General features: G+C 71.7%; 16 protein-coding genes. 7 read left to right on the top strand and 9 right to left on the bottom strand.

Annotation, left to right across the window (positions count from 1 at the left end; genetic code table 11):
- Positions 1 to 54: 54 nt before the first annotated feature.
- Complete coding sequence (locus ACIPJY_RS03915; protein ID WP_400459207.1) at positions 55 to 3,792, bottom strand: multifunctional oxoglutarate decarboxylase/oxoglutarate dehydrogenase thiamine pyrophosphate-binding subunit/dihydrolipoyllysine-residue succinyltransferase subunit; 3,738 nt, start codon at positions 3,790 to 3,792, stop codon at positions 55 to 57.
- 143 nt (positions 3,793 to 3,935) lie between these two features.
- Between ACIPJY_RS03915 and ACIPJY_RS03910 the strand changes: the two genes are divergently transcribed.
- Positions 3,936 to 5,375, top strand: coding sequence for a GuaB1 family IMP dehydrogenase-related protein (locus ACIPJY_RS03910; RefSeq protein ID WP_400459209.1), 1,440 nt, complete (start codon positions 3,936 to 3,938; stop codon positions 5,373 to 5,375).
- Between the two features lie 113 nt (positions 5,376 to 5,488).
- On the opposite strand, the gene ACIPJY_RS03905 is transcribed toward ACIPJY_RS03910, so the two are convergent.
- From ACIPJY_RS03905 to ACIPJY_RS03890, 4 genes are all read right to left on the bottom strand, one after another.
- Complete coding sequence (locus ACIPJY_RS03905; protein ID WP_400459212.1) at positions 5,489 to 6,529, bottom strand: hemolysin family protein; 1,041 nt, start codon at positions 6,527 to 6,529, stop codon at positions 5,489 to 5,491.
- Positions 6,526 to 7,899, bottom strand: coding sequence for a hemolysin family protein (locus ACIPJY_RS03900; protein WP_400459215.1), 1,374 nt, complete (start codon positions 7,897 to 7,899; stop codon positions 6,526 to 6,528). The genes ACIPJY_RS03905 and ACIPJY_RS03900 overlap by 4 nt, the downstream gene beginning before the upstream one ends.
- A gap of 181 nt (positions 7,900 to 8,080) precedes the next feature.
- The gene (locus tag ACIPJY_RS03895; protein WP_400459217.1) at positions 8,081 to 9,163 is read right to left on the bottom strand and encodes an NADH:flavin oxidoreductase/NADH oxidase; all 1,083 of its coding nucleotides are present in this window, start codon (positions 9,161 to 9,163) and stop codon (positions 8,081 to 8,083) included.
- Entirely contained in the window at positions 9,160 to 9,801 is a 642-nt protein-coding gene (locus tag ACIPJY_RS03890; RefSeq protein ID WP_400459220.1) for an HAD family hydrolase, read from the bottom strand. Before ACIPJY_RS03890 ends, ACIPJY_RS03895 begins: the two co-directional genes overlap by 4 nt.
- A gap of 24 nt (positions 9,802 to 9,825) precedes the next feature.
- Here ACIPJY_RS03890 and ACIPJY_RS03885 point away from each other — a divergent pair, with 24 nt between their 5' ends.
- Both ACIPJY_RS03885 and ACIPJY_RS03880 read left to right on the top strand, forming a co-directional pair.
- Positions 9,826 to 10,671 (top strand): NAD(P)H-hydrate dehydratase, encoded by an 846-nt coding sequence (locus ACIPJY_RS03885; RefSeq protein ID WP_400459222.1) that lies wholly within the window; start codon positions 9,826 to 9,828, stop codon positions 10,669 to 10,671.
- Between the two features lie 794 nt (positions 10,672 to 11,465).
- A complete protein-coding gene (locus ACIPJY_RS03880; protein ID WP_400459225.1) occupies positions 11,466 to 12,251 on the top strand; it encodes a glycoside hydrolase family 16 protein in 786 nt (261 codons plus the stop codon).
- Between the two features lie 45 nt (positions 12,252 to 12,296).
- Here the strand turns inward: ACIPJY_RS03880 and ACIPJY_RS03875 are convergent, their stop codons facing one another.
- On the bottom strand, positions 12,297 to 13,049 hold the full coding sequence (locus tag ACIPJY_RS03875) for a YceI family protein (protein WP_400459226.1): 753 nt from the start codon (positions 13,047 to 13,049) through the stop codon (positions 12,297 to 12,299).
- Positions 13,050 to 13,187: 138 nt separating this feature from the next.
- On the opposite strand from ACIPJY_RS03875, the gene ACIPJY_RS03870 reads away from it, so the two are divergent.
- The 4 genes from ACIPJY_RS03870 (at position 13,188) to ACIPJY_RS03855 (ending at position 16,580) form a co-directional block, all read left to right on the top strand.
- Positions 13,188 to 14,450 carry a glycosyltransferase family 87 protein gene (locus tag ACIPJY_RS03870; RefSeq protein WP_400459228.1) on the top strand — a complete coding sequence of 421 codons (1,263 nt, stop codon included), beginning with the start codon at positions 13,188 to 13,190 and terminating at the stop codon, positions 14,448 to 14,450.
- On the top strand, positions 14,447 to 14,755 hold the full coding sequence (locus tag ACIPJY_RS03865) for an MTH1187 family thiamine-binding protein (protein WP_400459230.1): 309 nt from the start codon (positions 14,447 to 14,449) through the stop codon (positions 14,753 to 14,755). Before ACIPJY_RS03870 ends, ACIPJY_RS03865 begins: the two co-directional genes overlap by 4 nt.
- Before the next feature lie 125 nt (positions 14,756 to 14,880).
- Complete coding sequence (locus ACIPJY_RS03860) at positions 14,881 to 15,069, top strand: hypothetical protein (RefSeq protein WP_400459232.1); 189 nt, start codon at positions 14,881 to 14,883, stop codon at positions 15,067 to 15,069.
- A gap of 245 nt (positions 15,070 to 15,314) precedes the next feature.
- Positions 15,315 to 16,580 (top strand): MFS transporter, encoded by a 1,266-nt coding sequence (locus ACIPJY_RS03855; RefSeq protein ID WP_400459234.1) that lies wholly within the window; start codon positions 15,315 to 15,317, stop codon positions 16,578 to 16,580.
- A 150-nt stretch (positions 16,581 to 16,730) separates the two neighbouring features.
- Here ACIPJY_RS03855 and ACIPJY_RS03850 read toward each other — a convergent pair whose 3' ends face one another.
- The 3 genes from ACIPJY_RS03850 to ACIPJY_RS03840 form a co-directional block, all read right to left on the bottom strand.
- Positions 16,731 to 17,402 carry a response regulator transcription factor gene (locus ACIPJY_RS03850; RefSeq protein ID WP_123653658.1) on the bottom strand — a complete coding sequence of 224 codons (672 nt, stop codon included), beginning with the start codon at positions 17,400 to 17,402 and terminating at the stop codon, positions 16,731 to 16,733.
- Between the two features lie 90 nt (positions 17,403 to 17,492).
- Entirely contained in the window at positions 17,493 to 18,815 is a 1,323-nt protein-coding gene (locus tag ACIPJY_RS03845) for a hypothetical protein (protein WP_400459236.1), read from the bottom strand.
- Complete coding sequence (locus ACIPJY_RS03840; protein WP_400459238.1) at positions 18,812 to 19,969, bottom strand: sensor histidine kinase; 1,158 nt, start codon at positions 19,967 to 19,969, stop codon at positions 18,812 to 18,814. The genes ACIPJY_RS03845 and ACIPJY_RS03840 overlap by 4 nt, the downstream gene beginning before the upstream one ends.
- Positions 19,970 to 20,141: the final 172 nt, after the last annotated feature.

Below are 20,141 nucleotides of genomic sequence, written 5' to 3'. Positions count from 1 at the left end.
GTGCTGTTCCTGTTCGTGCTGTCCCCGCGCCGTCGTCCGGCGCGGGGCGACGGGTCAGCCGAGCGCCTTCGTGATGACCTCGGTGGCCTCGTGCGCGCTGCGCTTCGAGGACCCGGTCGCCGGTGCGGCACTCGCGGGTCGGGACGCCACCGAGAGCGGGCGTCCGTCGAGGTGCGGCGAGAGGTTCATGCACACGAACGGCCAGGCGCCCTGGTTCTCCGGCTCCTCCTGGGCCCACACGACGTCGGCGTTCGGGTAGCTCGCGAGCACCTCGAGGATGCGCTCCAGGGGGAGCGGGGCGAGCTGCTCGAGCCGCACGAGAGCGACGTCGGTGGTGCCGCGCTTGTCGAGCTCGGCCCGGAGGTCGTGGTGGACCTTGCCGGAGTGCAGGACGACCCGGCGCACGGCACCCTTGTCGGTGATGTGGCCGTCGTCGATCACCTCTTCGAAGGTGCCGCTCGTGAACGCCTCCACCGGGCTCGTCGCCTGTCGGAGTCGCAGCATCGCCTTCGGGCTGAACACGATGAGCGGCTTCTGCGGGCGCTCCCACGCCTGACGACGCAGCAGGTGGAAGTACGACGCCGGGGTCGACGGGCGTGCCACCACCATGTTGTCCTCGGCGCAGAGCTGCAGGTAGCGCTCGATGCGGGCGGACGAGTGGTCCGGTCCCTGTCCTTCGTACCCGTGCGGCAGCAGCAGGACGAGGCCGGAGCGCTGCCCCCACTTCTGCTCGGCCGAGGAGATGAACTCGTCGATGACCGTCTGCGCGCCGTTGGCGAAGTCACCGAACTGGGCCTCCCAGAGGACCAGCGCTTCGGGACGTTCGACGGAGTAGCCGTACTCGAACGCCATCGCCGCGTACTCGCTGAGGAGCGTGTCGTAGATGTAGAAGCGGGCCTGGTCCTCGGTGAGGTTCGACAGCGGCAGCCACTCCTGGCCGTTCACCCGGTCGTGGAAGACGGCCTGGCGCTGGACGAAGGTGCCGCGTCGGGCGTCCTGCCCTGCGAGGCGGACGGGCTTGCCCTCGGTGAGGATCGAACCGATCGCCATGAGCTCCGCCATCGCCCAGTCGACACCGCCCTTGCGGGTCATGTCGGTGCGCTTCGTCAGCAGGGCCTGCAGCTTCGGGTGCACCTGGAACCCGGCGGGCGGGTTGCCGTGCGCGTCGCCGATGAGCTCCACGAGCTCCTGCGAGATCGCGGTCTCGTGGACGTCGTTCTCCGAGTCGTCACGCTGGGAGGTCGGGCGTTCGAGTCCCTGCACGGCGCCGTCGTCGTCGACGGTGATGACGGGGATCGTGCCGGTCTGCGCCTCGTGCGTCTCCGCGAAGGCCCGCTCGAGGCGGTCCTGGAAGTCGCGGTGCGCCTCGTCGTACTCCTCTTGCGTGATGTCGCCGCGACCGACCAGGGCCTCGGTGAACAGCGTGCGGACGGACCGCTTCGCCTCGATGAGGTTGTACATGAGCGGCTGCGTCATCGAGGGGTCGTCGCCCTCGTTGTGGCCGCGTCGGCGGTAGCACACGAGGTCGATGACGACGTCGCGGTGGAACTCGTCCCGGTACGCGAACGCCAGGTCGGCGACGCGGGCCACGGCCTCGGGGTCGTCACCGTTCACGTGGAAGATCGGCGCCTGGATCGTCTTCGCCACGTCGGTCGAGTACACCGAGGTGCGCCCGGAGTCCGGCGGGGTGGTGAAGCCGACCTGGTTGTTGATCACGAGGTGCACGGTGCCGCCGGTGCGGTACCCGCGGAGCTGCGACATCTGCAGGGTCTCGACGACCACGCCCTGTCCGGCCATGGCGGCGTCGCCGTGCACGAGCACGGGGAGGACGCCGAACGTGCCGGCGGGCTTGCGGTCCTGCTTGGCGCGGACGATCCCCTCGAGCACGCCGTCCACGGCTTCGAGGTGGGACGGGTTCGCGGCGATCGTGATCGGGATCGAGGTGCCGTCCGACGCGCGGAACACGCCCTCGGTGCCGACGTGGTACTTCACGTCGCCGGAGCCCTGGCCCTGCACGGCGCCCGGGAGCGTGGTGCCCTCGAACTCCCGGAAGATCTGGCCGTACGTCTTGCCGGCGATGTTCGTCAGCACGTTGAGGCGACCGCGGTGCGCCATGCCGATCGCGACCTCTTCGAGCCCGGCGAGCGCGGCCTGCTGGATGAGGGTGTCGAGGAACGCGATCGTGGACTCGCCGCCCTCGAGCGAGAAGCGCTTCTGGCCGACGTACTTCGTCTGCAGGAAGGTCTCGAAGGCCTCGGCCTCGTTGAGCTTGCCGAGGACGCGGAGCTGTTCTTCCTTCGACGGCTTCGAGTACGGGACCTCGATGCGGGACTGCACCCAGCGGCGCTGTTCCGGGTCCTGGATGTGCATGTACTCGATGCCGACCGTGCGGCAGTAGGCGTCCCGGAGGACCCCGAGGATGTCGCGGAGCGGCGCGGTCGTGGTGCCGGCGAGACCACCCGTGACGAACTCGCGGTCGAGGTCCCAGAAGGTCAGCCCGTGGCTCTCGATCTCGAGGTCGGGGTGCGTGCGCTGGCGGTACTCGAGCGGGTCGACGTCGGCCATCAGGTGACCACGGACCCGGAAGCTGTTGATGAGCTCCTGCACGCGGGCGGTCTTGCCGACGCGGTGCGCCAGGTCGACGTTGATGTCGTTCGCCCACTGGATCGGCTTGTACGGGATCCGGAGGGCGGAGAAGATGCCCTCGTAGAAGCCGTGCTCGCCGATGAGTCGCTCGTGCACCTTCTTCAGGTACTCACCGGACCCGGCGCCCTGGATGACGCGGTGGTCGTACGTGCTCGTCAGCGTGATGGTCTTGCCCACGCCGAGCTCGACGAGGGTCTTCGGGGCCGAGCCCTGGAACTGTGCGGGGTACTCGAGTGCGCCGGCGCCGATGATCGACCCCTGGCCCTTCGTCAGGCGCGGGACCGAGTGCACGGTGCCGATGCCGCCCGGGTTCGTCAGGGAGATCGTGGTGCCCTGGAAGTCCGTCGGGGTGAGCTTGTTGTCGCGGGCACGCTTGACCAGGTCCTCGTAGGCGGTGAGGAACTGGCCGAACGTCAGCGTCTCGGCGCGCTTGATGCTCGGGACGAGGAGCGAGCGGGTGCCGTCCTTCTTCGGGACGTCGATCGCGATGCCGAGGTTCACGTGCGCGGGCTGGACCACGAAGGGCTTGCCGTCGCGCTCCTCGTAGAAGACGTTCTGGCTCGGGAAGTCCTTGAGCGCCTGGACCATCGCCCACCCGATGAGGTGCGTGAACGAGATCTTGCCGCCGCGGGCACGACGCAGGTGGTTGTTGACGACGATCCGGTTGTCGATCATCAGCTTCGCCGGGATCGTCCGGACGCTGGTCGCGGTCGGGACCGTGAGCGAGGCGTCCATGTTCGAGGCCAGCGTCTTCGCCATGCCGCGGAGCGGGGTCGCCACGTCTTCGTGGGTCTCCTCGTGGTCGTCGGCCTCGTCGTTGGCCTCGGCCGGGATCGGCTGCGGCGACGGCTGCTTCGACGTCGTGCGCGCCTGGATCTGGCCACCCTTGCCCTCGGCCGGCGCGGTGCCCTGGGCCGGAGCGGCGCCGTCGGACGGTGCGGACTGCGTCGGGGCCGGCTGCTCAGCGGCGGGTGCGACGGCGGACTTGCCACCGGCGCTCTGGTGGTAGCTCTCGAGGACCGGCCACCAGGACTTGTCGACCGAGTCCTTGTCGGCGACGAACTGCTCGTAGAGCTCGTCCACGAGCCACTCGTTCGCGCCGAATTCGCCCGCGGTCTCGTCAGTTCCGGTCAGATGGCTCGACACAGCCGATCGCCCACTCTCCGTCGATTGATGCTCGTGTGTGTCGTGCGGCGCAACCCTGCCCCGCACGACGTCAAGCGTAGCCGTTTCCACATGTCCGTTCGGTGTCAGCCCGAGGCATGTCGTCGAGCAGTACGGTGGGCCGCATGAGGTTCTACGAGACCCGGCCGACGCACGACCTGACGTACTCCGACGTGTTCCTCGTCCCGAGCCGATCGGCCGTGACGAGCCGCTTCGACGTGGACCTCGCCGCGAACGACGGCTCGGGCGCCACCATCCCGATCGTCAGCGCGAACATGAACTCGGTCACCGGCCCGCGGCTCGCGGCCACGCTCGCCCGGCGGGGTGGCCTCGGGGTGCTCCCGCAGGACATGCACCTGCAGGACCTCGACGCGGCGATCCGGTGGGTGAAGGACCAGCCCGTCGAGTTCGACACCGCGGTCGAGATGGGCCCGGACACCACCGTGGCCGAGACCCTCGAGCAGCTCCTGCCGGTCGCCGGCCGCGGTGTCGTGGTGCGCGACGCCGAGGGCGAGTACCTCGGCTGCGTCCCGGCGACCCGGCTCGGCACCGCGGGCCCGGACGCCACCCTCCGCGACCTGCTGCACGGCGCCTCAACCGGCATCGACGCCGAGGACGCCGGCACCCCGCGGCACGTCTACGACGTCCTCACCGCGGCGGGGGCGGACTTCGCCCCGGTGACCCGGCACGGCCACGTCGTCGGTACCACCAGCCCGACGAGCGCGATCCGCTCGAGCATCTACCAGCCGGCGGTGGACGCCTCCGGGCGGCTGCGCGTCGGCGCCGCGATCGGCATCAACGGCGACGTCGCCGCGAAGGCGCAGGCCCTGGCCGCCGCCGGTGTCGACGTCCTGGTGCTCGACACCGCGCACGGCCACCAAGAGGGGATGCTCCGCGCGCTCCGGACCGTCGCCGCGCTCGACCTCGGCATCCCGCTGGTCGCCGGCAACGTCGTCACCGCTGACGCCGTCCACCACCTGGTCGAAGCCGGAGCGTCGATCATCAAGGTCGGCGTCGGTCCCGGCGCGATGTGCACCACACGGATGATGACCGCGGTCGGGCGGCCGCAGTTCTCCGCCGTGCTCGAGACGGCGGCGGCCGCCAAGGCCCTCGGCGCGCACGTCTGGGCAGACGGTGGCGTGCGGTACCCCCGCGACGTCGCCCTGGCCCTGGCAGCGGGCGCGAGCGCCGTGATGATCGGCTCGTGGTTCGCCGGCACGCTCGAAGCCCCCGGCGTGCTCCGTCGTGACGCGAAGGGCGCCGCGTACAAGGAGAGCTGGGGCATGGCGTCCGCCAAGGCCGTGCGCGAGCGCTTCGAACGCCTGGACCCCTACGAGCGTGCGCGCAAGGCGCTCTTCGCCGAGGGCATCTCGTCGTCGACGATCTACCTCGACCCGGAGCGCCCGAGCGTCGAGGACCTCCTCGACATGATCACCACGGGCGTGCGCAGCTCCGCCACGTACGCCGGCGCGACGAGCCTGGCCGAGTTCCACGACCGCGCGCTCGTCGGCATCCAGTCGGCTGCCGGCTACGAAGAGGGCAAGCCGCTCCCCGTCAGCTGGTAGCGGCCCCGAGCGCCACACCGCTGAGCGCGCGAGGCGCCTCCGTGCGCGCGAGACGCCGCCGAATCCGGCGGCGTCTCGGCGGGGGAGCGGTGTCTCGCGGTAGGAGCGGCGTGTCAGCGGCGCCGGGTCGCGTCCTCGACGGTGCCGACGAGCTCCTCGAGGATGTCCTCGAGGAACAGCACGCCCGTCGTCCGGCCGTCCGCGTCGAACGCCCGCGCCACGTGACGCCCGGCGGCGCGCATCGTGGCGAGCGCGTCCTCGAGGTCCATCTCCGTGTACAGCGAGATGAGCTGACGGATGCGCTTCGGCGGCACCGGGTCGTCGAACTCGTCCGGTCGCAGGTCGATGACGTCCTTGACGTGCACGTACCCCGTCGGCTCGCCGGTCTCGCCGATCAGCACGTAGCGGGAGAACCCGCGCTGCGCCACGGCGCGTTCGACGTCGCTCGGGGTGGCGTCCTCGGGGAGCGTGACGAGCTCGGACATCGGCACCGCGATGTCCCTGACCTTCTTCTCGGTGAACTCGAACGCCATCCGGAGCGTGCCGCCGTCGTCGGAGAGGGTGCCCTCGCGGCGGGACTGCTCGACGATGGTCTGGACCTCTTCGACGGTGTAGGCGCTGACGGCCTCGTCCTTCGGCTCGACCTTGAACAGCCGCAGCACGGCGTTCGCGATCTCGTTGAGGCCGACGACGACCCAGTGCAGCCCGTGGCCGATGTACCAGAGCGTCGGCACCAGGAGCAGCGCGGCGCGGTCGGGCATCGAGAACGAGATGTTCTTCGGGACCATCTCGCCGAAGACCACGTGCAGGAACGACACGAGCAGCAGCGTGAACACGAACGCCACGATGCCGATGACCTCGACGCTCCACCCGGTCAGGTGCAGCGGGACCTCGAGCAGGTGGTGGATGGCCGGCTCGGAGACGTTCAGGATGAGCAGCGAGCACACCGTGATGCCGAGCTGCGTGGTCGCGAGCATGCGGGTGGCGTGCTCCATCGCCCACAGCGTCATCTGCGCGGCGCGGGAGCCCTCTTCGGCGCGGGGCTCGATCTGGGAGCGGCGCGCGGAGATGACGGCGAACTCGGCTGCGACGAAGTAGGCGTTGCCGAGCAGCAGCACCACGAGCCAGAAGATGCCCCACCAGTCGGAACTCATCGGGCGGCCTCCTTCTTCTTCGTGTGCTGGTGCTTGGCGTCCGGCAGGGCGATGCCGCCGGGCGGCGTGTCCGTCGGGGTCGGGGTCCAGCGGACCCGGTCGACCCGGCGCCCGTCGAGGCGTTCGACGCGGAAGACGCCGTCCTCGAGGGGGACCTCGTCGCCGACGACCGGCAACCGGCCGAGCGTCGACATGATGAACCCGCCGACGGTCTCGTACGGGCCGTCCTCGGGGACCTTCACCCCCGCGCGGTCCTCGAGCTCGTCGGGGCGCAGCAGCCCGGGGAACGTCAGCCAGTTGCGGGAGCGGACCACGTCGATGCGGGCGCGGTCGTGCTCGTCGGAGACCTCACCGACGATCTCCTCGATCAGGTCCTCGAGCGTGACGACCCCGGCCGTGCCGCCGTACTCGTCGACGACGATGACCATCTGGTAGCCGCGACCGCGGACCTCGGTGAGGAGGGTGTCGCCCGGCATCGTCTCGGGGACGCGCTCGGCATCGGTCATGAGCGCGCCGACCGGGACCTCCGGGCGCTTCTCGCGCGGCACCGCGACGGCCTGCTTGACGTGCACGATGCCGACGACGTCGTCCGCGTCCTCCTCGATGACGGGGAAGCGGCTGAACCCGGTCTTGCGGGCCAGGGCGATGACGTCCTCGGCGGACTCGGACACGCGGATCGTGGAGAGCCGGGGACGCGGGGTCATCACGTCGCTGGCGTCGAGCTCGGAGAAGGACAGCGTGCGCTGCAGCAGCGTTGCGGTGTCCTGTTCGAGCGAGCCCTCGGAGGCGGACCGACGGAGCAGCGAGGTGAGTTCCTCGGCGCTGCGGGCCCCGGAGAGTTCCTCCTGCGGTTCGATGCCCATCGCACGGAGCACGGCGTTCGCGGTGCCGTTCAGCACGGCGACCGCGGGCTTGAAGACCGTCGTGAACGCGATCTGCAGCGGCACGACGAGCTTCGCGGTCTGCAGCGGCAGCGCCAGCGCGAAGTTTTTCGGCACCAGCTCACCGAGGATCATCGACAGCAGGGTCGCGATGACGAGCGCCACGATCGAGCCGACCGTCTCGACGATGCCCTCTGGGAGCGACAGTGCCAGGAACGGCGCCTCGAGCAGCTTGGCGATCGATGGCTCGAGCAGGTACCCGGTCAGCAGCGTGGTCAGGGTGATGCCGAGCTGTGCGCTGGACAGGTGCGTCGAGGTGACCTTGAGCGCGCCGATGACCGGCGCCAGGCCGGGCTCGCCGCGATCGCGACGTGCCTCGACGTCGGCGCGGTCGAGGTTCACGAGCGCGAACTCCGAGGCGACGAAGACGCCCGTGCCGAGCGTCAGCAGGATGCCACCGACGAGCATGACGATGTCGATGGGGCTCATCGGGTCCACCCCCAGGGGCGGAGCGCGCGCTGCGGGTGGACAGCGCTCGGGGCACACGACGAGTCAGGGCAGCTCACTGAGTGAGCGCCGGATGAGTGGTGGGGCGAAGAAGGATTCGGAGGATCGTCCACAGTGGTCATCATCGTAATCACGCGGTGGGGTCGGAACCCGAGAATCCGCCCTACTTCGTGACGCTTGCTCGGTGGTACTGCTGCGGCTCGTAGTCGAGTTCGACACCGAGCTCGCGCGCAGCACGGAGCGGGAAGCCCGGGTCGCGGAGGAACTCCCGCCCGACCATCACCACGTCCGCCTGTCCGGTCGCCACGATCTGCTCGGCCTGGAACGCCTCGGAGATCATCCCGACCGCGATCGTACCGATGCCGGCGGAGCGCTTGATCTCCGCCGCGAAGGGCACCTGGTACCCGGGGCCGACGGGGATCGGTGCGCTCGCGACGTTGCCGCCGGTGGAGACGTCCGCCAGGTCGGCGCCGTGCTCGGCAGCCCAGCGGGCGACCTCGGTGACCTCGGCGAGCGTGAGCCCGCCCTCGGTCCAGTCGGTCGCGGAGAACCGGACGACGACGGGGAAGCCCTCGCCGACCTCGGCCCGCACGGCGTCGACGACGTCGAGGAGGGCGCGGGCGCGGTTCTCCAGCGAGCCGCCGAACTCGTCGGTGCGGTGGTTGCTCAACGGGGAGAGGAACTGGTGCAGCAGGTACCCGTGTGCGGCGTGCAGCTCGACGAGGTCGAAGCCGGCCTCGACGGCGCGACGCGCGGCGACGGCGAAGCCGACCGCGACCAGGCGGATGTCCTCGGTCGAGAGCTCACGCGGGACGTCGTAGCCGGGGAACGCCTCGGCCGACGGGCCCACGGCGGTCCAGCCACCCTCGGACGCCGGGACGGTGCCGTGCGACGACTCCCAGGGACGGTAGGTGGATGCCTTCCGGCCCGCGTGGGCGAGCTGCACGCCCGCCGCTGCACCCTGCGAGTGGATGAAGTCGACGATCGGGCGGAACGCGTCGCGCTGCTCGTCGTTCCAGAGGCCGAGGTCCTGCGGGCTGATCCGTCCCTCGGGAACGACACCGGTGGCCTCGACGACGACCGCGCCGGCACCGCCCTTGGCGAACCCGCCGAGGTGCACGAGGTGCCACGGCGTCGGCACGCCGTCCTGCTGCTCGACCGAGTACTGGCACATCGGCGAGACCCAGATGCGGTTGCGGACGGTCAGGTCGCGGATGGTGATCGATTCGAACAGGGCGTGCGTCACGCGGTGGCTCCTTCTCGGGGTGCGGTCTCCGCCAGCTCCTCCAGTGCGGTGCGGAGCAGGGCGGGCGACGTGTAGTGGTGGCCGACCGCCCCGATCGCTTCCGCGCCCGCGGCGTTCTCGGCCCTGTTGTCCACGAACACCATCTGCCCCGGCTCGATTCCCAGACGGTCGCAGGTGTCGCGGTAGATGGATGCGTCGGGCTTCAGGACGTGCTCCTCGGCGCTCACCACGACGGTCTCGAACAGCGATCCCATCGGTGACCGCCGGTACGGGTCGCCGAAGTCGAAGCCGGCGTTCGAGAGCAGGGCCAGGCGGGTGCCGGCGTCGTGCAGTTCCTCGACGAGGTCGAGCACCGCGGGGTCGACCTCGAACCAGCCGGTGTAGTCGATCGCCCAGAGCCGGTGGACCTGACTGACCGTCCAGGACCTGCCGGTGCGGTCGGCGATCGCGCGCCAGTACTCCAGCACGCTGAGGTCGCCGCGGTCCAGGTCGTGCCGGAGCTCCTGGTAGACGGGGAACAGCTCGTCCGCGGTGAGGCCGGTGGCCTCGAGCAGGGCGTCCCGCGCGGCCGTCGGTGTGCGGCTGATCACCTCGCCGTAGTCGAACACGACGACGCGACCAGGCAGGAACAGGCTCATGCGCTCCACCGTAACGTGGGGTCGATGAACGACTTCGTGCCCTTCTCCGTGTCCGATGCCGCCGCGTGGACGACCGCGCCGACCGCGGAGTCGACGAAGTACCGGCGCGGGGTGCTCGGCGTCGCGACAGGCTCGGACACCTACCCGGGTGCCGCGGTGATGGGGGTCGACGCGGCCGTGCACACCGGGGTGGGGATGGTCCGGTACGTCGGACCGTCCCGTGCGACGGACTCCGTGCTCGCCCGTCGCCCCGAGGTCGTCGCCGGCGTCGGCCGGGTGCAGGCGTGGCTCGTGGGGTCGGGCATCAGCGCCGGGTCCCTGGACGACCTCGACGACACCACCGCCTCCGCGTTCCGGCACGCCGCCGACGACGGCGTGCCGGTGGTCGTGGACGCCGGGGCGATCCCGCTCGTGGACCTCGGGCCCCTCGCGGTGCTGACGCCGCACGCCGGGGAGCTCGCGGCACTGCTGCAGACCGACCGGGACAGCATCGAGCAGGACCCCAGGGGCGCGGCGCTCCGGGCCGCCGAGCAGACCGGCAGCGTCGTGCTCCTCAAGGGCGCGGACACGCACGTCGTCACGCCTGACGGGTCCGTGCGGCTCGTCGCGTCCTCGGCCACGCCGTGGCTCGCGGCCGCCGGCGCGGGGGACGTCCTCGGCGGGGTGCTCGGGGCGCTCGTGGCCACGCGCGCGGGCTCGGGGGACGTCGGGCCGGACGACCTCGCGCACCTGGCGGCTGCCGCGGCGGTCGTGCACGGGACCGCCGCGCGGCGGGCGTCCGGCGGCGGGCCGTTCCCGATGACGGCGCTCATCGAGGCGCTGCCCGGTGTCGTCCGTGACCTCCTCGTGACCGGGGACGCGCCGGCCTGACGGGCGCCGCCCCGAGGCGGGCGGCAGACGGCGCGGCGGTTCCGACACGACACCGGTCGATCGACTTCTGCCGTGTCGAACCGTGCGGACGCATCCGATACGTCCGCAAGGTTCGACACGGCATCGGTCGAACGACTTCTGCGGTGTCGTATGACGCCGCCGCACGCGCGCCGCCGCACGGGTGCGTCCGCAGGGGAGCCGCCGCACGAGTGCCGCCGCACGGGGTGCCGCCACGCGCGGGTGCCGCCGCGCGGGCGCCACCATGCGCGCGCGCCGCCGCGCGGGTGCCGCCGCACCAGTGCCGCCGCACGAGCGTCCGGCGCCGGGCAGCCGGCAGCGGGGTGCGGACGCACGGTGCGGGCGGTGGCGGCCACGTGCACTGGTCGCGACCACCGCCGGACGGGAGGCTTGGTGCCGGACGAGTGGTCAGCCTCCAGGCCGGTGGGGTGTGCGTCGGCACCGTTCGACACGGCGCGCGTCGATGCGGGCGGCCGGAGCGCAGCGGAGGCGGCACCCGCGCTCGCGGGAAGCCGCAACGACCGCGGGATCACGCATGCGGCGCGGGAGCCCGCACCCATCCCGCAGGCGGGGGGCGGGGTCCTCGTGGTGGGCACGGGGGACGCGTAGACAGAGCCGTGTGGGACGCCGCCCGACCGTGAGCACGGCCGGCCGGGGCCCCGGAACCGCCCACCCAGAAAGCGATCCACGACCATGCAGGACGCACACCGCGTCGTGTGCCACGTCGATGACGACGACGGCAGCACGACAGCTCCCACCCGATGCCGGGACGACCGATGAAGGTCTCCAGGTCCCTCCTCGTGTTCGCCGCGGTCATCGCCGCGGGCGTCACACTCGGCACCGTCTCCACCGCCGACGCCCGACCGTGGGTCGGCGACCCCGCGTCGCCGGCTGCGACGGCGTCGCCCTCACCGACCCCGACGGTGCCCGCGAACGGAGCGGCACCCACCTTCTCCGAGGACTTCGACACGCCGGCCGCGGCGGGCGGGCAGTTCGCCGCCACGTACGCGAACTCGTGGCAGCCCTACCCGGACGGCATGGCGGACCGGTACTGGTCGGGCGAGGTGATCAGCGCGCACGACGGCTACATGGACGTCGCGATGGACGGCAAGCGCGGAGCAGCCGGCACGTTCGGCACCCCGACCGGCGCCTGGGGTCACGTCGGCGGGACCTTCAGCGTCCGCGCTCGGGCCACCGGTGGGGACGGCAACGGCGCCGCCTTCATGCTGTGGCCGACCTCGAACGTGTGGTCCGAGGGTGAGGTCGACTTCCCGGAGGGCACCTTCCAGGGGACCGTCGGCGCGTTCAGCCACTCGATGGTGCGAGGGCACGAGCGGAGCGCGGTCGGGCTGCACACCGACGCGACCTGGCGGGAGTGGCACACCTACACGACCGAGTGGATCCCCGGCGAGGCGGTCCGGTACTACGTGGACGGGCAGATCGTGCTCACCGTGACGGAGCACGTGCCGACGACGGCACACCGGTTCATGTTCCAGATCGGGAACTGGGGCAAGCCAGGGCACCTCGAGATCGACTGGGTGAAGACCTGGGACCGGACCTGACCGACGGCGTCACGACGACGCCGGGGCGTCATGACGAGGCCGGCGTCATTTCGACGGAGTCGCGTGGACCAGGAACTCGACCGCGCCGTCGTCGTCGACCTTGACGAACCCCAGGCTCGGCGCCTGCACGCCGAAGTCGGCGAACGTGATCGGGATCGAGCCGGAGATGTCGACGCCGTCGCCGTTCAGCCCGACCTCGAGCGTCGCGGTGACGGCCTTCGTGACCCCGTGCAGCGTCAGGTTCCCCGCGGCCTCGACCTGCTTCGTGCCGCTGCCCGACGGGACCGCGTCGGCGATCGGGCTCGTGAGCGTGAAGGTCGCGGTCGGGAACGCCGCGGTGTCGAGCGCCGAGTCCCGGAAGTAGGAGTCGCGCTGCTCGGAGTCGGTGGCGATGTCGGCGACCTGGACCTCGATCTGCGCCGCGGTGATCGACGACCCGGCGACGGTGGCGGTGCCGGTCACGCTGTCGGTGCGGCCGGTGACGGTGACGTCCGACCCGTTCAGGACCTCGTGCAGGCGGTAGCCCGCCTCGGAGTCCCCGCCGACCGTCCAGGTGCCGGCGAGGTCGCTCGTGTCGAGCGTGGACGGAGCCCGGCTGGCGGCGACGCTCGGCGCGGCCGACGCCTTCGCGTTCTCGGTGTTCGAGTACACGGTCGTGCCGACCACGACGCCGACGACACCGAGGACGACGACGCCCGCGGCGACGGCGATCCAGATGGTGGCCGTGCGGCGGCGGGTGGACCCCGGCCGTCGGTCGCGGGGGGTGCGCTGGCGCTCGGGGCTCCCGTTCGTGGTCACGGGGACGACGGTGACACGTCACCCTCGGGAACTCCTGGGTGCGGCCGCAGTCCGTCCGGTGCGAGGTCCGACCTCGGCACGATCGGTGCGCTCGTCCGGTGTGAGGTCCGACCTCGGCACGGTCGGTACGCTCGTCCGGTGCTGAAGTCGCATCGGTCCGAGGTCGCCTGGTTCGCCGTGGCGCTCCTGGTCGTGCACGCGGTGCTGTGGTGGCTCACCTCGGTGACGGCCAACCTGCCGCTCGGCGACGTCACCATCACCTACCGGCGGTGGATCGAGACCGGCCTGCACGCGCACTTCTGGGTCGGGATGGACTCGGACTGGGTCTACCCGATCGTCGCGATCGTCCCGATGGCCGCGGCGGCCATGGGCGGCGTCGCGGCGATCGGCGCCGGCTGGCTCGTGCTCACGGTCGTGCTCGACGCGCTCGCGTGCTGGTCGCTCTGGCGGTTCCGTGCCCTCGGGGTCCGCGTGGTCTGGTGGTGGCTCGTCTTCCTGCTGGCCCTCGGCCCGATCGGCCTCGGTCGGATCGACACCGTCGCGACCGCCGTGGCCCTCGTCGGCGTGGCGTTCGTGGCGTCCCGTCCGGCCGTCGCCTCCGCGGTGTTCACCGTCGCCGCGTGGATCAAGGTCTGGCCCGCCGCGCTGGTGGGGGTGCTCCTCGTGCTGCGGCGCGGGCACCGCCGGGGCGTGCTCGCGGGGGCGCTCACCGTCACCGCCCTGGTCGTCCTGGTGGACGTGCTGTTCGGTGGGGCGGCGCACCTGCTCTCGTTCGTCGGCCAGCAGTCCGGCCGGGCGCTCCAGATCGAGGCGCCGCTCGCGACGCCGTTCATGTGGGCCGCCGCCGCGCACGTGCCGGGTGCCGCCGTGTTCTACGACACCGAGATCCTGACGTTCGAGGTGTCCGGCACCGGCACCCACCTCGCCGCCGCCGTGTCGACGCCGCTCATGGCGCTCGTCGTCCTGGTCGGGATCGCGCTGGCCGTCTGGGCGGTCGCCCGTGGTGCCCGTCGGGCCGAGGTCGCGCCACTCCTGGCACTGCTGCTCGTCGCCGCACTCGTCGCGACGAACAAGGTGGGCTCGCCGCAGTACATCGGGTGGTTCGCGGTGCCGATCGTGTGGGGCCTGATCGCCGGCCGGGGGAGTGCGCGCCGCTTCCTGCCCGTCGCCGTGGCGGCACTGCCGATGGCGTTCCTCACGCAGCTGGTCTACCCCGCCTACTACGACCAGGTGCTCACCGTGCAGCCGTGGATCCTCGTGGTGCTGACGGTCCGGAACGCGCTCGAGGTCGCGATCCTGGTGTGGGCGGTGGTGCTGGTGGTGCAGCTCGGCCGCCGGGCGCACCGCCGCCACGACACGGACGGGCGGCCGACGCTCGCCGAGGGCAGGATGGACGCATGATCGTCGCGTTCTCCATCGCTCCGTCCGGCGGGCCGTCCGCAGCCTCGGACGGTTCCGTCCACGACGCCGTCGCGGCGGCCGTCCGGGTCGTCCGGGAATCCGGGCTGCCGAACCGCACCTCGTCGATGTTCACCGAGATCGAGGGCGAGTGGGACGAGTGCATGGCGGTCGTCAAGGCCGCGACGGACGCCGTCCTGCCGTTCGGCACCCGCGTCTCGCTCGTGCTCAAGGCCGACATCCGCCCCGGGCACACCGGTGAACTCGACGGCAAGATCGATCGGCTCGAGGCGGCCCTCGACGCTTGACCCGGGCGGCTGCGGGAGCGTCGCCGACACGCCGAGGGCCTCCCGCGGATGTCGGTGGTCGGGTGTCTCATGGGGTTCATCGAGCCGCACCCGGCGGCACCGGTGACGACGAGGAGATCGCGATCATGGCGGACCTGACGATGCACGACGGATGGTGCGAGGACTGCGACGCGCAGACGGTCGTCATCGACGCCGACGCGCACGGCGAGCACGCCTGGGCGACCTGCACCGAGTGCGGTGCCGGCTGGGTGCACCGCGACCAGACCTCTGCGCCGACCGCCGTGGAGCGCGAACTCGAGCGACGCGCCGCCTGACGCGCGGCACCACGGCTCGAATCGATTCGTGCCGGTGACTTCCGTGGGCGTTTGGAGCGGTCTACACTGATCCGACCGGACCGTTCACGGCCCGGTCGCTTCCGTTCACCGTCGAGCGGACCGGCTGCCCGCCGGTCGCGATGACGCGTCCCCTGCCAGGAGGCCTGGTGCGGCCCCGCAGCACGCCGCACCTCCAGCCCCACGGCTGGGTCCAGACCCGCTCTCCCGTTCGAAGACCAGGCACCATGTCACAGCTCACGCCTGCGCGCCGCGCACTCGCGCTCATCGCGCTCGCCCTCGGCGGGTTCGCCATCGGTTCGACGGAGTTCGTCGCGATGGGCCTCCTGCCGAACATCGCCGCCGCACTCCTGCCGACGCAGTACGCCGCCGACCCGGACGCCGGGGTCGCGCATGCCGGCTGGCTCGTCAGCGCCTACGCCCTCGGGGTCGTCGTCGGTGCACCGACCATCGCCGCGATGTCGGCGAAGTTCCCGCGCAAGGGGCTCCTGCTCGTGCTCCTCGTCGGCTTCGTGGTCGCCACGATCGCCAGCGCCCTCCTGCCGTCGTTCGGACTCGTGCTCGTCGCGCGCTTCGTCGCCGGCCTGCCGCACGGCGCCTACTTCGGCATCGCGTCGATCGTCGCCGGGGACATCATGGGCCCGGGCAAGCGGGGCAAGGGCATCGCGATGGTGCTGCTCGGTCTGTCCGTCGCGAACGTGGTCGGCGTCCCCGCGATCACCTGGGTCGGTCAGAACGCCGGCTGGCGGGTCGCCTACGGCGTGGTGTCGGTGCTCTTCGCGGCGACGTTCCTGGCCGTCGCGGCGTTCGTCCCGCGCAGCGCACGCGACGAGTCCGCCTCCATCGGACGGGAACTCCGCGCCTTCCGCGTCCCGCAGGTCTGGCTCGTGATGGGCCTCGGCGCCGTCGGGTTCGGCGGGTTCTTCGCGGTGTACTCGTACATCTCCCCGCTCGTGCAGAACGTCACCGGCCTGTCCGAGGGCGCCGTGCCGCTCGTGCTGGTCGTCGTCGGGCTCGGGATGGTCGTCGGTGGCGTCCTCGGCGGGCACCTGGCCGACCACAGCGTCAAGCGCACCATCTACGTCGGCATGTTCGCCCTCATCGGAGCGCTGCTCGTCACGGTGCTGACCGCGCAGTGGACCGTCGGTGTCTTCGTCGGCGCGTTCCTGCTCGGAGCGACCTCGTCCGCGATCCCGCCGGCGGTGCAGTCGCGGCTGATGGACGTCGCGGGTGATGCCCGCACGATCGCCGCCGCGCTGAACCACTCGGCGTTCAACATCGGCAACTCGCTCGGTGCGGCACTCGGTGGCGCCGTCATCGCCGCCGGGTTCGGCTTCGTCGCCCCGGGGTGGCTCGGCATCGGGCTGGCGCTCCTCGGCGTGGTGATGACCTCGATCAGCTACGGCTTCGAGCGTCGCTCCACCCAGCGTGCGCGCGTGTCGTCCTCGCACCCGTCGACCGGCCCGACCACGGCGCCCGTCCCGACCGTCTGACGGCGGGCGTCCTGTCAGGGCGTGCCTCGGGCGTCCCCTGAACGCGCTGAGATCGCACTCCGTGTCAGAGCGACCGTGGTCGAAGCGACGCGGAGTGCGATCTCAGCGGAACGGGCGCGGGCGCGGGCGCGAGCGCGCGCGGCAGCGCTGCTACAGGCCGTGCGGGCTGCCGTCCTGCACGATGATGCCGTCGGTGATCGCCCGCTTCCGGAGCGCCACCTTCGTGCCGACGTCGAAGCCGGCCACGCGGTACTTCTCCCGGATGCGCTTGAGGTAGCTCTTCGCGGTCTCCTCCGAGATGCCGAGCTGGTACGCCACGCTCTTCACGGGCTCGCCGCCGCCGTACAACGCCATCACGCGGCGCTCCTGGGCGCTGAGCTTCGGCACGCCGCCGACATCACCGGAGTTGATCGCCAGGTCGAGCTCGGCGGAGACGTACTGCTCGCCACGCTGGGCAGAACGGATCGCCTCGACGATCATCTCCGCGTCCTCGCTCTTCACGAGGTAGCCGAGCGCGCCGGACCCGAGGGCCTCGCGCACGACGTTCGGCTCCGAGTAGGTGCTCATCACGACGGTCTTCACGCCGGCGGTCTTGAGCGTCGAGATCTTCAGCGAGACCGGGATCGAGTCCTTGAGGTCGAGGTCGAGGAGCACCACGTCGACCGGGAACGCGGGGCTCGTGAGGAGCTCCGGCCAGGTCGTCACGGCGGCGACGAGCGTGATGTCGTCGGCGGCGCCGCGGATCCACTCGGTGAGCGCGCCGAGGAGCATCTTGTGGTCGTCGACGAGGGCGAGTCGGATCGGTTCCTCTGGAGTCGCCATGCTGGCGTCCTTTCTCGTGGTCTGCGTGGCCGAGCCTAGGTGGTGGGCCCACTCGGCGAGGACAGGCTGGTCAGGGTGTCCGGCAACCCGTCACATCGTGGGGTGCCGGTCGACGACGCAGTGCGCGACGATGTGCAGCGCGCCGTCCCGCATCGTGTCGGTGTACGGGCCGATGCGGGCCAGGCCGCTCCACGCCGTCGGACCGAGCCGTCGGCGGGTGACCCCACGCGACTCGATGACGATCGGGACGTCCATGGTGTCGTCCGAGACGGGGTGTCCGGCGGTGCCGACGGGGCCGAGCGTGACCGAGACCATCGGCACGCCGGGCTGCAGACCGCGGCCGTCGCCGACCATCTGCCAGAGGGCCTGCAGCAGGCCGTCGCGCTGTGCCGGGGTGAGGTGGCCGGCCAGGGAGCTGGGGTCGGCGACGCTGACGGCGCGGCCGAGGTGGTCCGACTCGGTGATCGCGTGGTACAGCCAGGTCTCGCGGCGTCCTTCGATGAGGTGCAGGCGGAGCTCGGTGGCCAGCGACGCGGCGACCGAGGACGACGCGTCGGACAGGGGGAGCGGGTCGGTGCCGTTCGCGACCGCGTCGAGGAGCTTCTCGGCGGCGAGGTCGAGTCGGGCGAGTTCGTCCGAGGCGAGCATCCCGACCGCGAACTGCGGCGCGGTGACGTTCGACTGCACGAGCACCCGGTCGAGTTCCCGCTGGACGAGCTGGCGGAAGCGGTGCGTGACGAAGATGGCGACGGACGGCGGGACGATCACGAGCGCGAGCATCGAGAACAGGCCGGGGATCGTGTCCGTCGTGATCGGGGTCGACGCGATCGACATGCCGACGAACGCCAGCCCCAGGACCGTGATCGCCGCCGCGACCTCGCGCGCGGGGCGGAGTGTCGCGACGGGGAGCAGCGCGAAGCCGGCGGCCACCGAGGCGCTCGCGGTGTGGGCGAGGTCGTGTTCGGGCCAGACGCCGATGAAGTCGAGCGTCACGACGCAGGCGAGCACGACGCAGATCAGGCCGAAGGCGAGTCCGGTGAGGCGTTCGCCGTAGGTCATCACGCTCAGGCCGACGCCGACCGCGGCGACGATGAACAGCATCCACGCGGCGGCGGGCAGCCAGGGGTCGGTGTAGTCCGGCCAGTGCGCGAGGAACAGCGCGATGCCCGCGACGGCCTCGAGCGCGGTGAGCACCGCGGCGCCGAGGCCGAGGTGCCCGGCGCCGAGGGAGGCTCCTGGCTTCGCCGCCTGCCGCAGCGACCGTGCGCCGGTCGAGGTGGAGGGGAGGCCGCGCGCCTGCCGACGTTCCGTGCCCCGGTACCGCTCCCGGGCCTCCCGTCGGGTCCGCGGAGCGGGCTGCGCGCTCTCACCGGGGAGACCGCGGCCGATGGTGTCCTCGGGGATGCGGCTCATCGGGGCGCCTCCAGGACGACGGTGGTGCCGGAACCCGGCGCGGAGAAGAGGCGGGCGTCGCCACCGACCTCGCGGAGGCGGTTCACGACGCTCTCCTTGAAGCCGAGGCGCTCTTCGTCGATGGCGCCGATCTCGAAGCCGACGCCGGAGTCGGTGACCATCGCACGGACCATGTCGTTGTCGTGCACGATCGTGACGTGCGCCTCGGCCACGCCGGCGTGCCGACGGACGTTCTCCAGGCACTCGGCGAGGGCGAGCAGGAACGCGTCGAGCACGTTCGTCGGGAGCAGGACCTGCCCGGTGCCGTGCCAGCTGACCTCGAGGCCCATCCGGCCGAAGCGCTGTTTGACCGACTCGAGGGTCTGGCCGAGCGGGGACTCCTCGGTGCGGGTGAGCGAGTAGTCGCCGGACTGCTGCGGCTGCGGCGTCGCGCCGAGCCGGAGGTGCCGGAGGAGCCTGGCGTCCTCGGCGGCCTGCTCGCGCATGGCCTGTTCGGAGACGCCGACGCCGGAGTGCGCCAGGAGCGTCAGGGTCGCGAGGACGGTGTCGTGCAGCAGCCGGGCGCCTTGGCGGCGCTGCGCCTCGGTCTCGCTGGCCTGCCGCTCCGCGCGGTGCGCCGTGCCGATGCTGTAGATGCGGCGGGCGACCCGCGGGATGCTGCGGGAGATCCAGAAGGCCACGACCGCGGTGAGGACCCAGCCGAGCAGGGTGCCCCCGACCGGGGAGGTGAGCACACCGCCGGACGCGTTCACCATCACCGCGAGCGAGGCCGCACCGCCGAGGATCGTCAGGCCGAGGCCGACCAGGTGCCCGCGCTGCGCCATCAGGAGCGAGGAGAGGCCGCCTGCGGCGAGGGGGACCAGGGCGCTGGCGACGACCGGACGGGCGTCGGGGTCGGCCCCGGTCGTCAGGAGGACGAGCGCGCCGAGCCCGGAGACCAGCGTGAGGGCCGTCCACCAGACGGCGCCGTTCCAGCCGAAGACGACGAGCGCGCCGATCATCACGGCGATGCAGGCGACGCCGCCGGCGAGCGGGCCGGCCGGGACGGCGAGGGAGCAGAGGACACCGACCAGGCTGACGAGCGTGCAGATGATCCCGACGACACGGGTCGTCGACCGGAGGAGTCGGTCACGTTCCTGTGCGAGGGGTTCCATCGGGGTCCTGATCGGTGCGGATCGGTGCGATCGGTGCGGATCGGTGTGGTCGGTTCGGCCTGTGCGGTCGGTCCGGCCATCATTCCACGGGCGACACCCGTTGGGGGGTGTTCGGCACGCCCGCCAGTTGGGTTTGGCAACGAAGTTGTTATTGCAGCCGCTATGGAAACGG

Source organism: Curtobacterium sp. NPDC090223 (assembly GCF_044746585.1).
GTDB lineage: Bacteria > Actinomycetota > Actinomycetes > Actinomycetales > Microbacteriaceae > Curtobacterium.
This window is presented reverse-complemented; position numbering and strand designations above follow the sequence as displayed.

Coding starts and splice junctions, on each gene's coding strand:
- ACIPJY_RS03905 (WP_400459212.1), bottom strand. CDS start 6,529: ATGAGTTCCGACTGGTGGGGCATCTTCTGGCTCGTGGTGCTGCTGCTC.
- ACIPJY_RS03910 (WP_400459209.1), top strand. CDS start 3,936: ATGAGGTTCTACGAGACCCGGCCGACGCACGACCTGACGTACTCCGAC.
- ACIPJY_RS03840 (WP_400459238.1), bottom strand. CDS start 19,969: ATGGAACCCCTCGCACAGGAACGTGACCGACTCCTCCGGTCGACGACC.
- ACIPJY_RS03890 (WP_400459220.1), bottom strand. CDS start 9,801: ATGAGCCTGTTCCTGCCTGGTCGCGTCGTCGTGTTCGACTACGGCGAG.
- ACIPJY_RS03900 (WP_400459215.1), bottom strand. CDS start 7,899: ATGAGCCCCATCGACATCGTCATGCTCGTCGGTGGCATCCTGCTGACG.
- ACIPJY_RS03865 (WP_400459230.1), top strand. CDS start 14,447: ATGATCGTCGCGTTCTCCATCGCTCCGTCCGGCGGGCCGTCCGCAGCC.
- ACIPJY_RS03850 (WP_123653658.1), bottom strand. CDS start 17,402: ATGGCGACTCCAGAGGAACCGATCCGACTCGCCCTCGTCGACGACCAC.
- ACIPJY_RS03845 (WP_400459236.1), bottom strand. CDS start 18,815: ATGAGCCGCATCCCCGAGGACACCATCGGCCGCGGTCTCCCCGGTGAG.
- ACIPJY_RS03885 (WP_400459222.1), top strand. CDS start 9,826: ATGAACGACTTCGTGCCCTTCTCCGTGTCCGATGCCGCCGCGTGGACG.
- ACIPJY_RS03855 (WP_400459234.1), top strand. CDS start 15,315: ATGTCACAGCTCACGCCTGCGCGCCGCGCACTCGCGCTCATCGCGCTC.
- ACIPJY_RS03880 (WP_400459225.1), top strand. CDS start 11,466: ATGAAGGTCTCCAGGTCCCTCCTCGTGTTCGCCGCGGTCATCGCCGCG.
- ACIPJY_RS03860 (WP_400459232.1), top strand. CDS start 14,881: ATGGCGGACCTGACGATGCACGACGGATGGTGCGAGGACTGCGACGCG.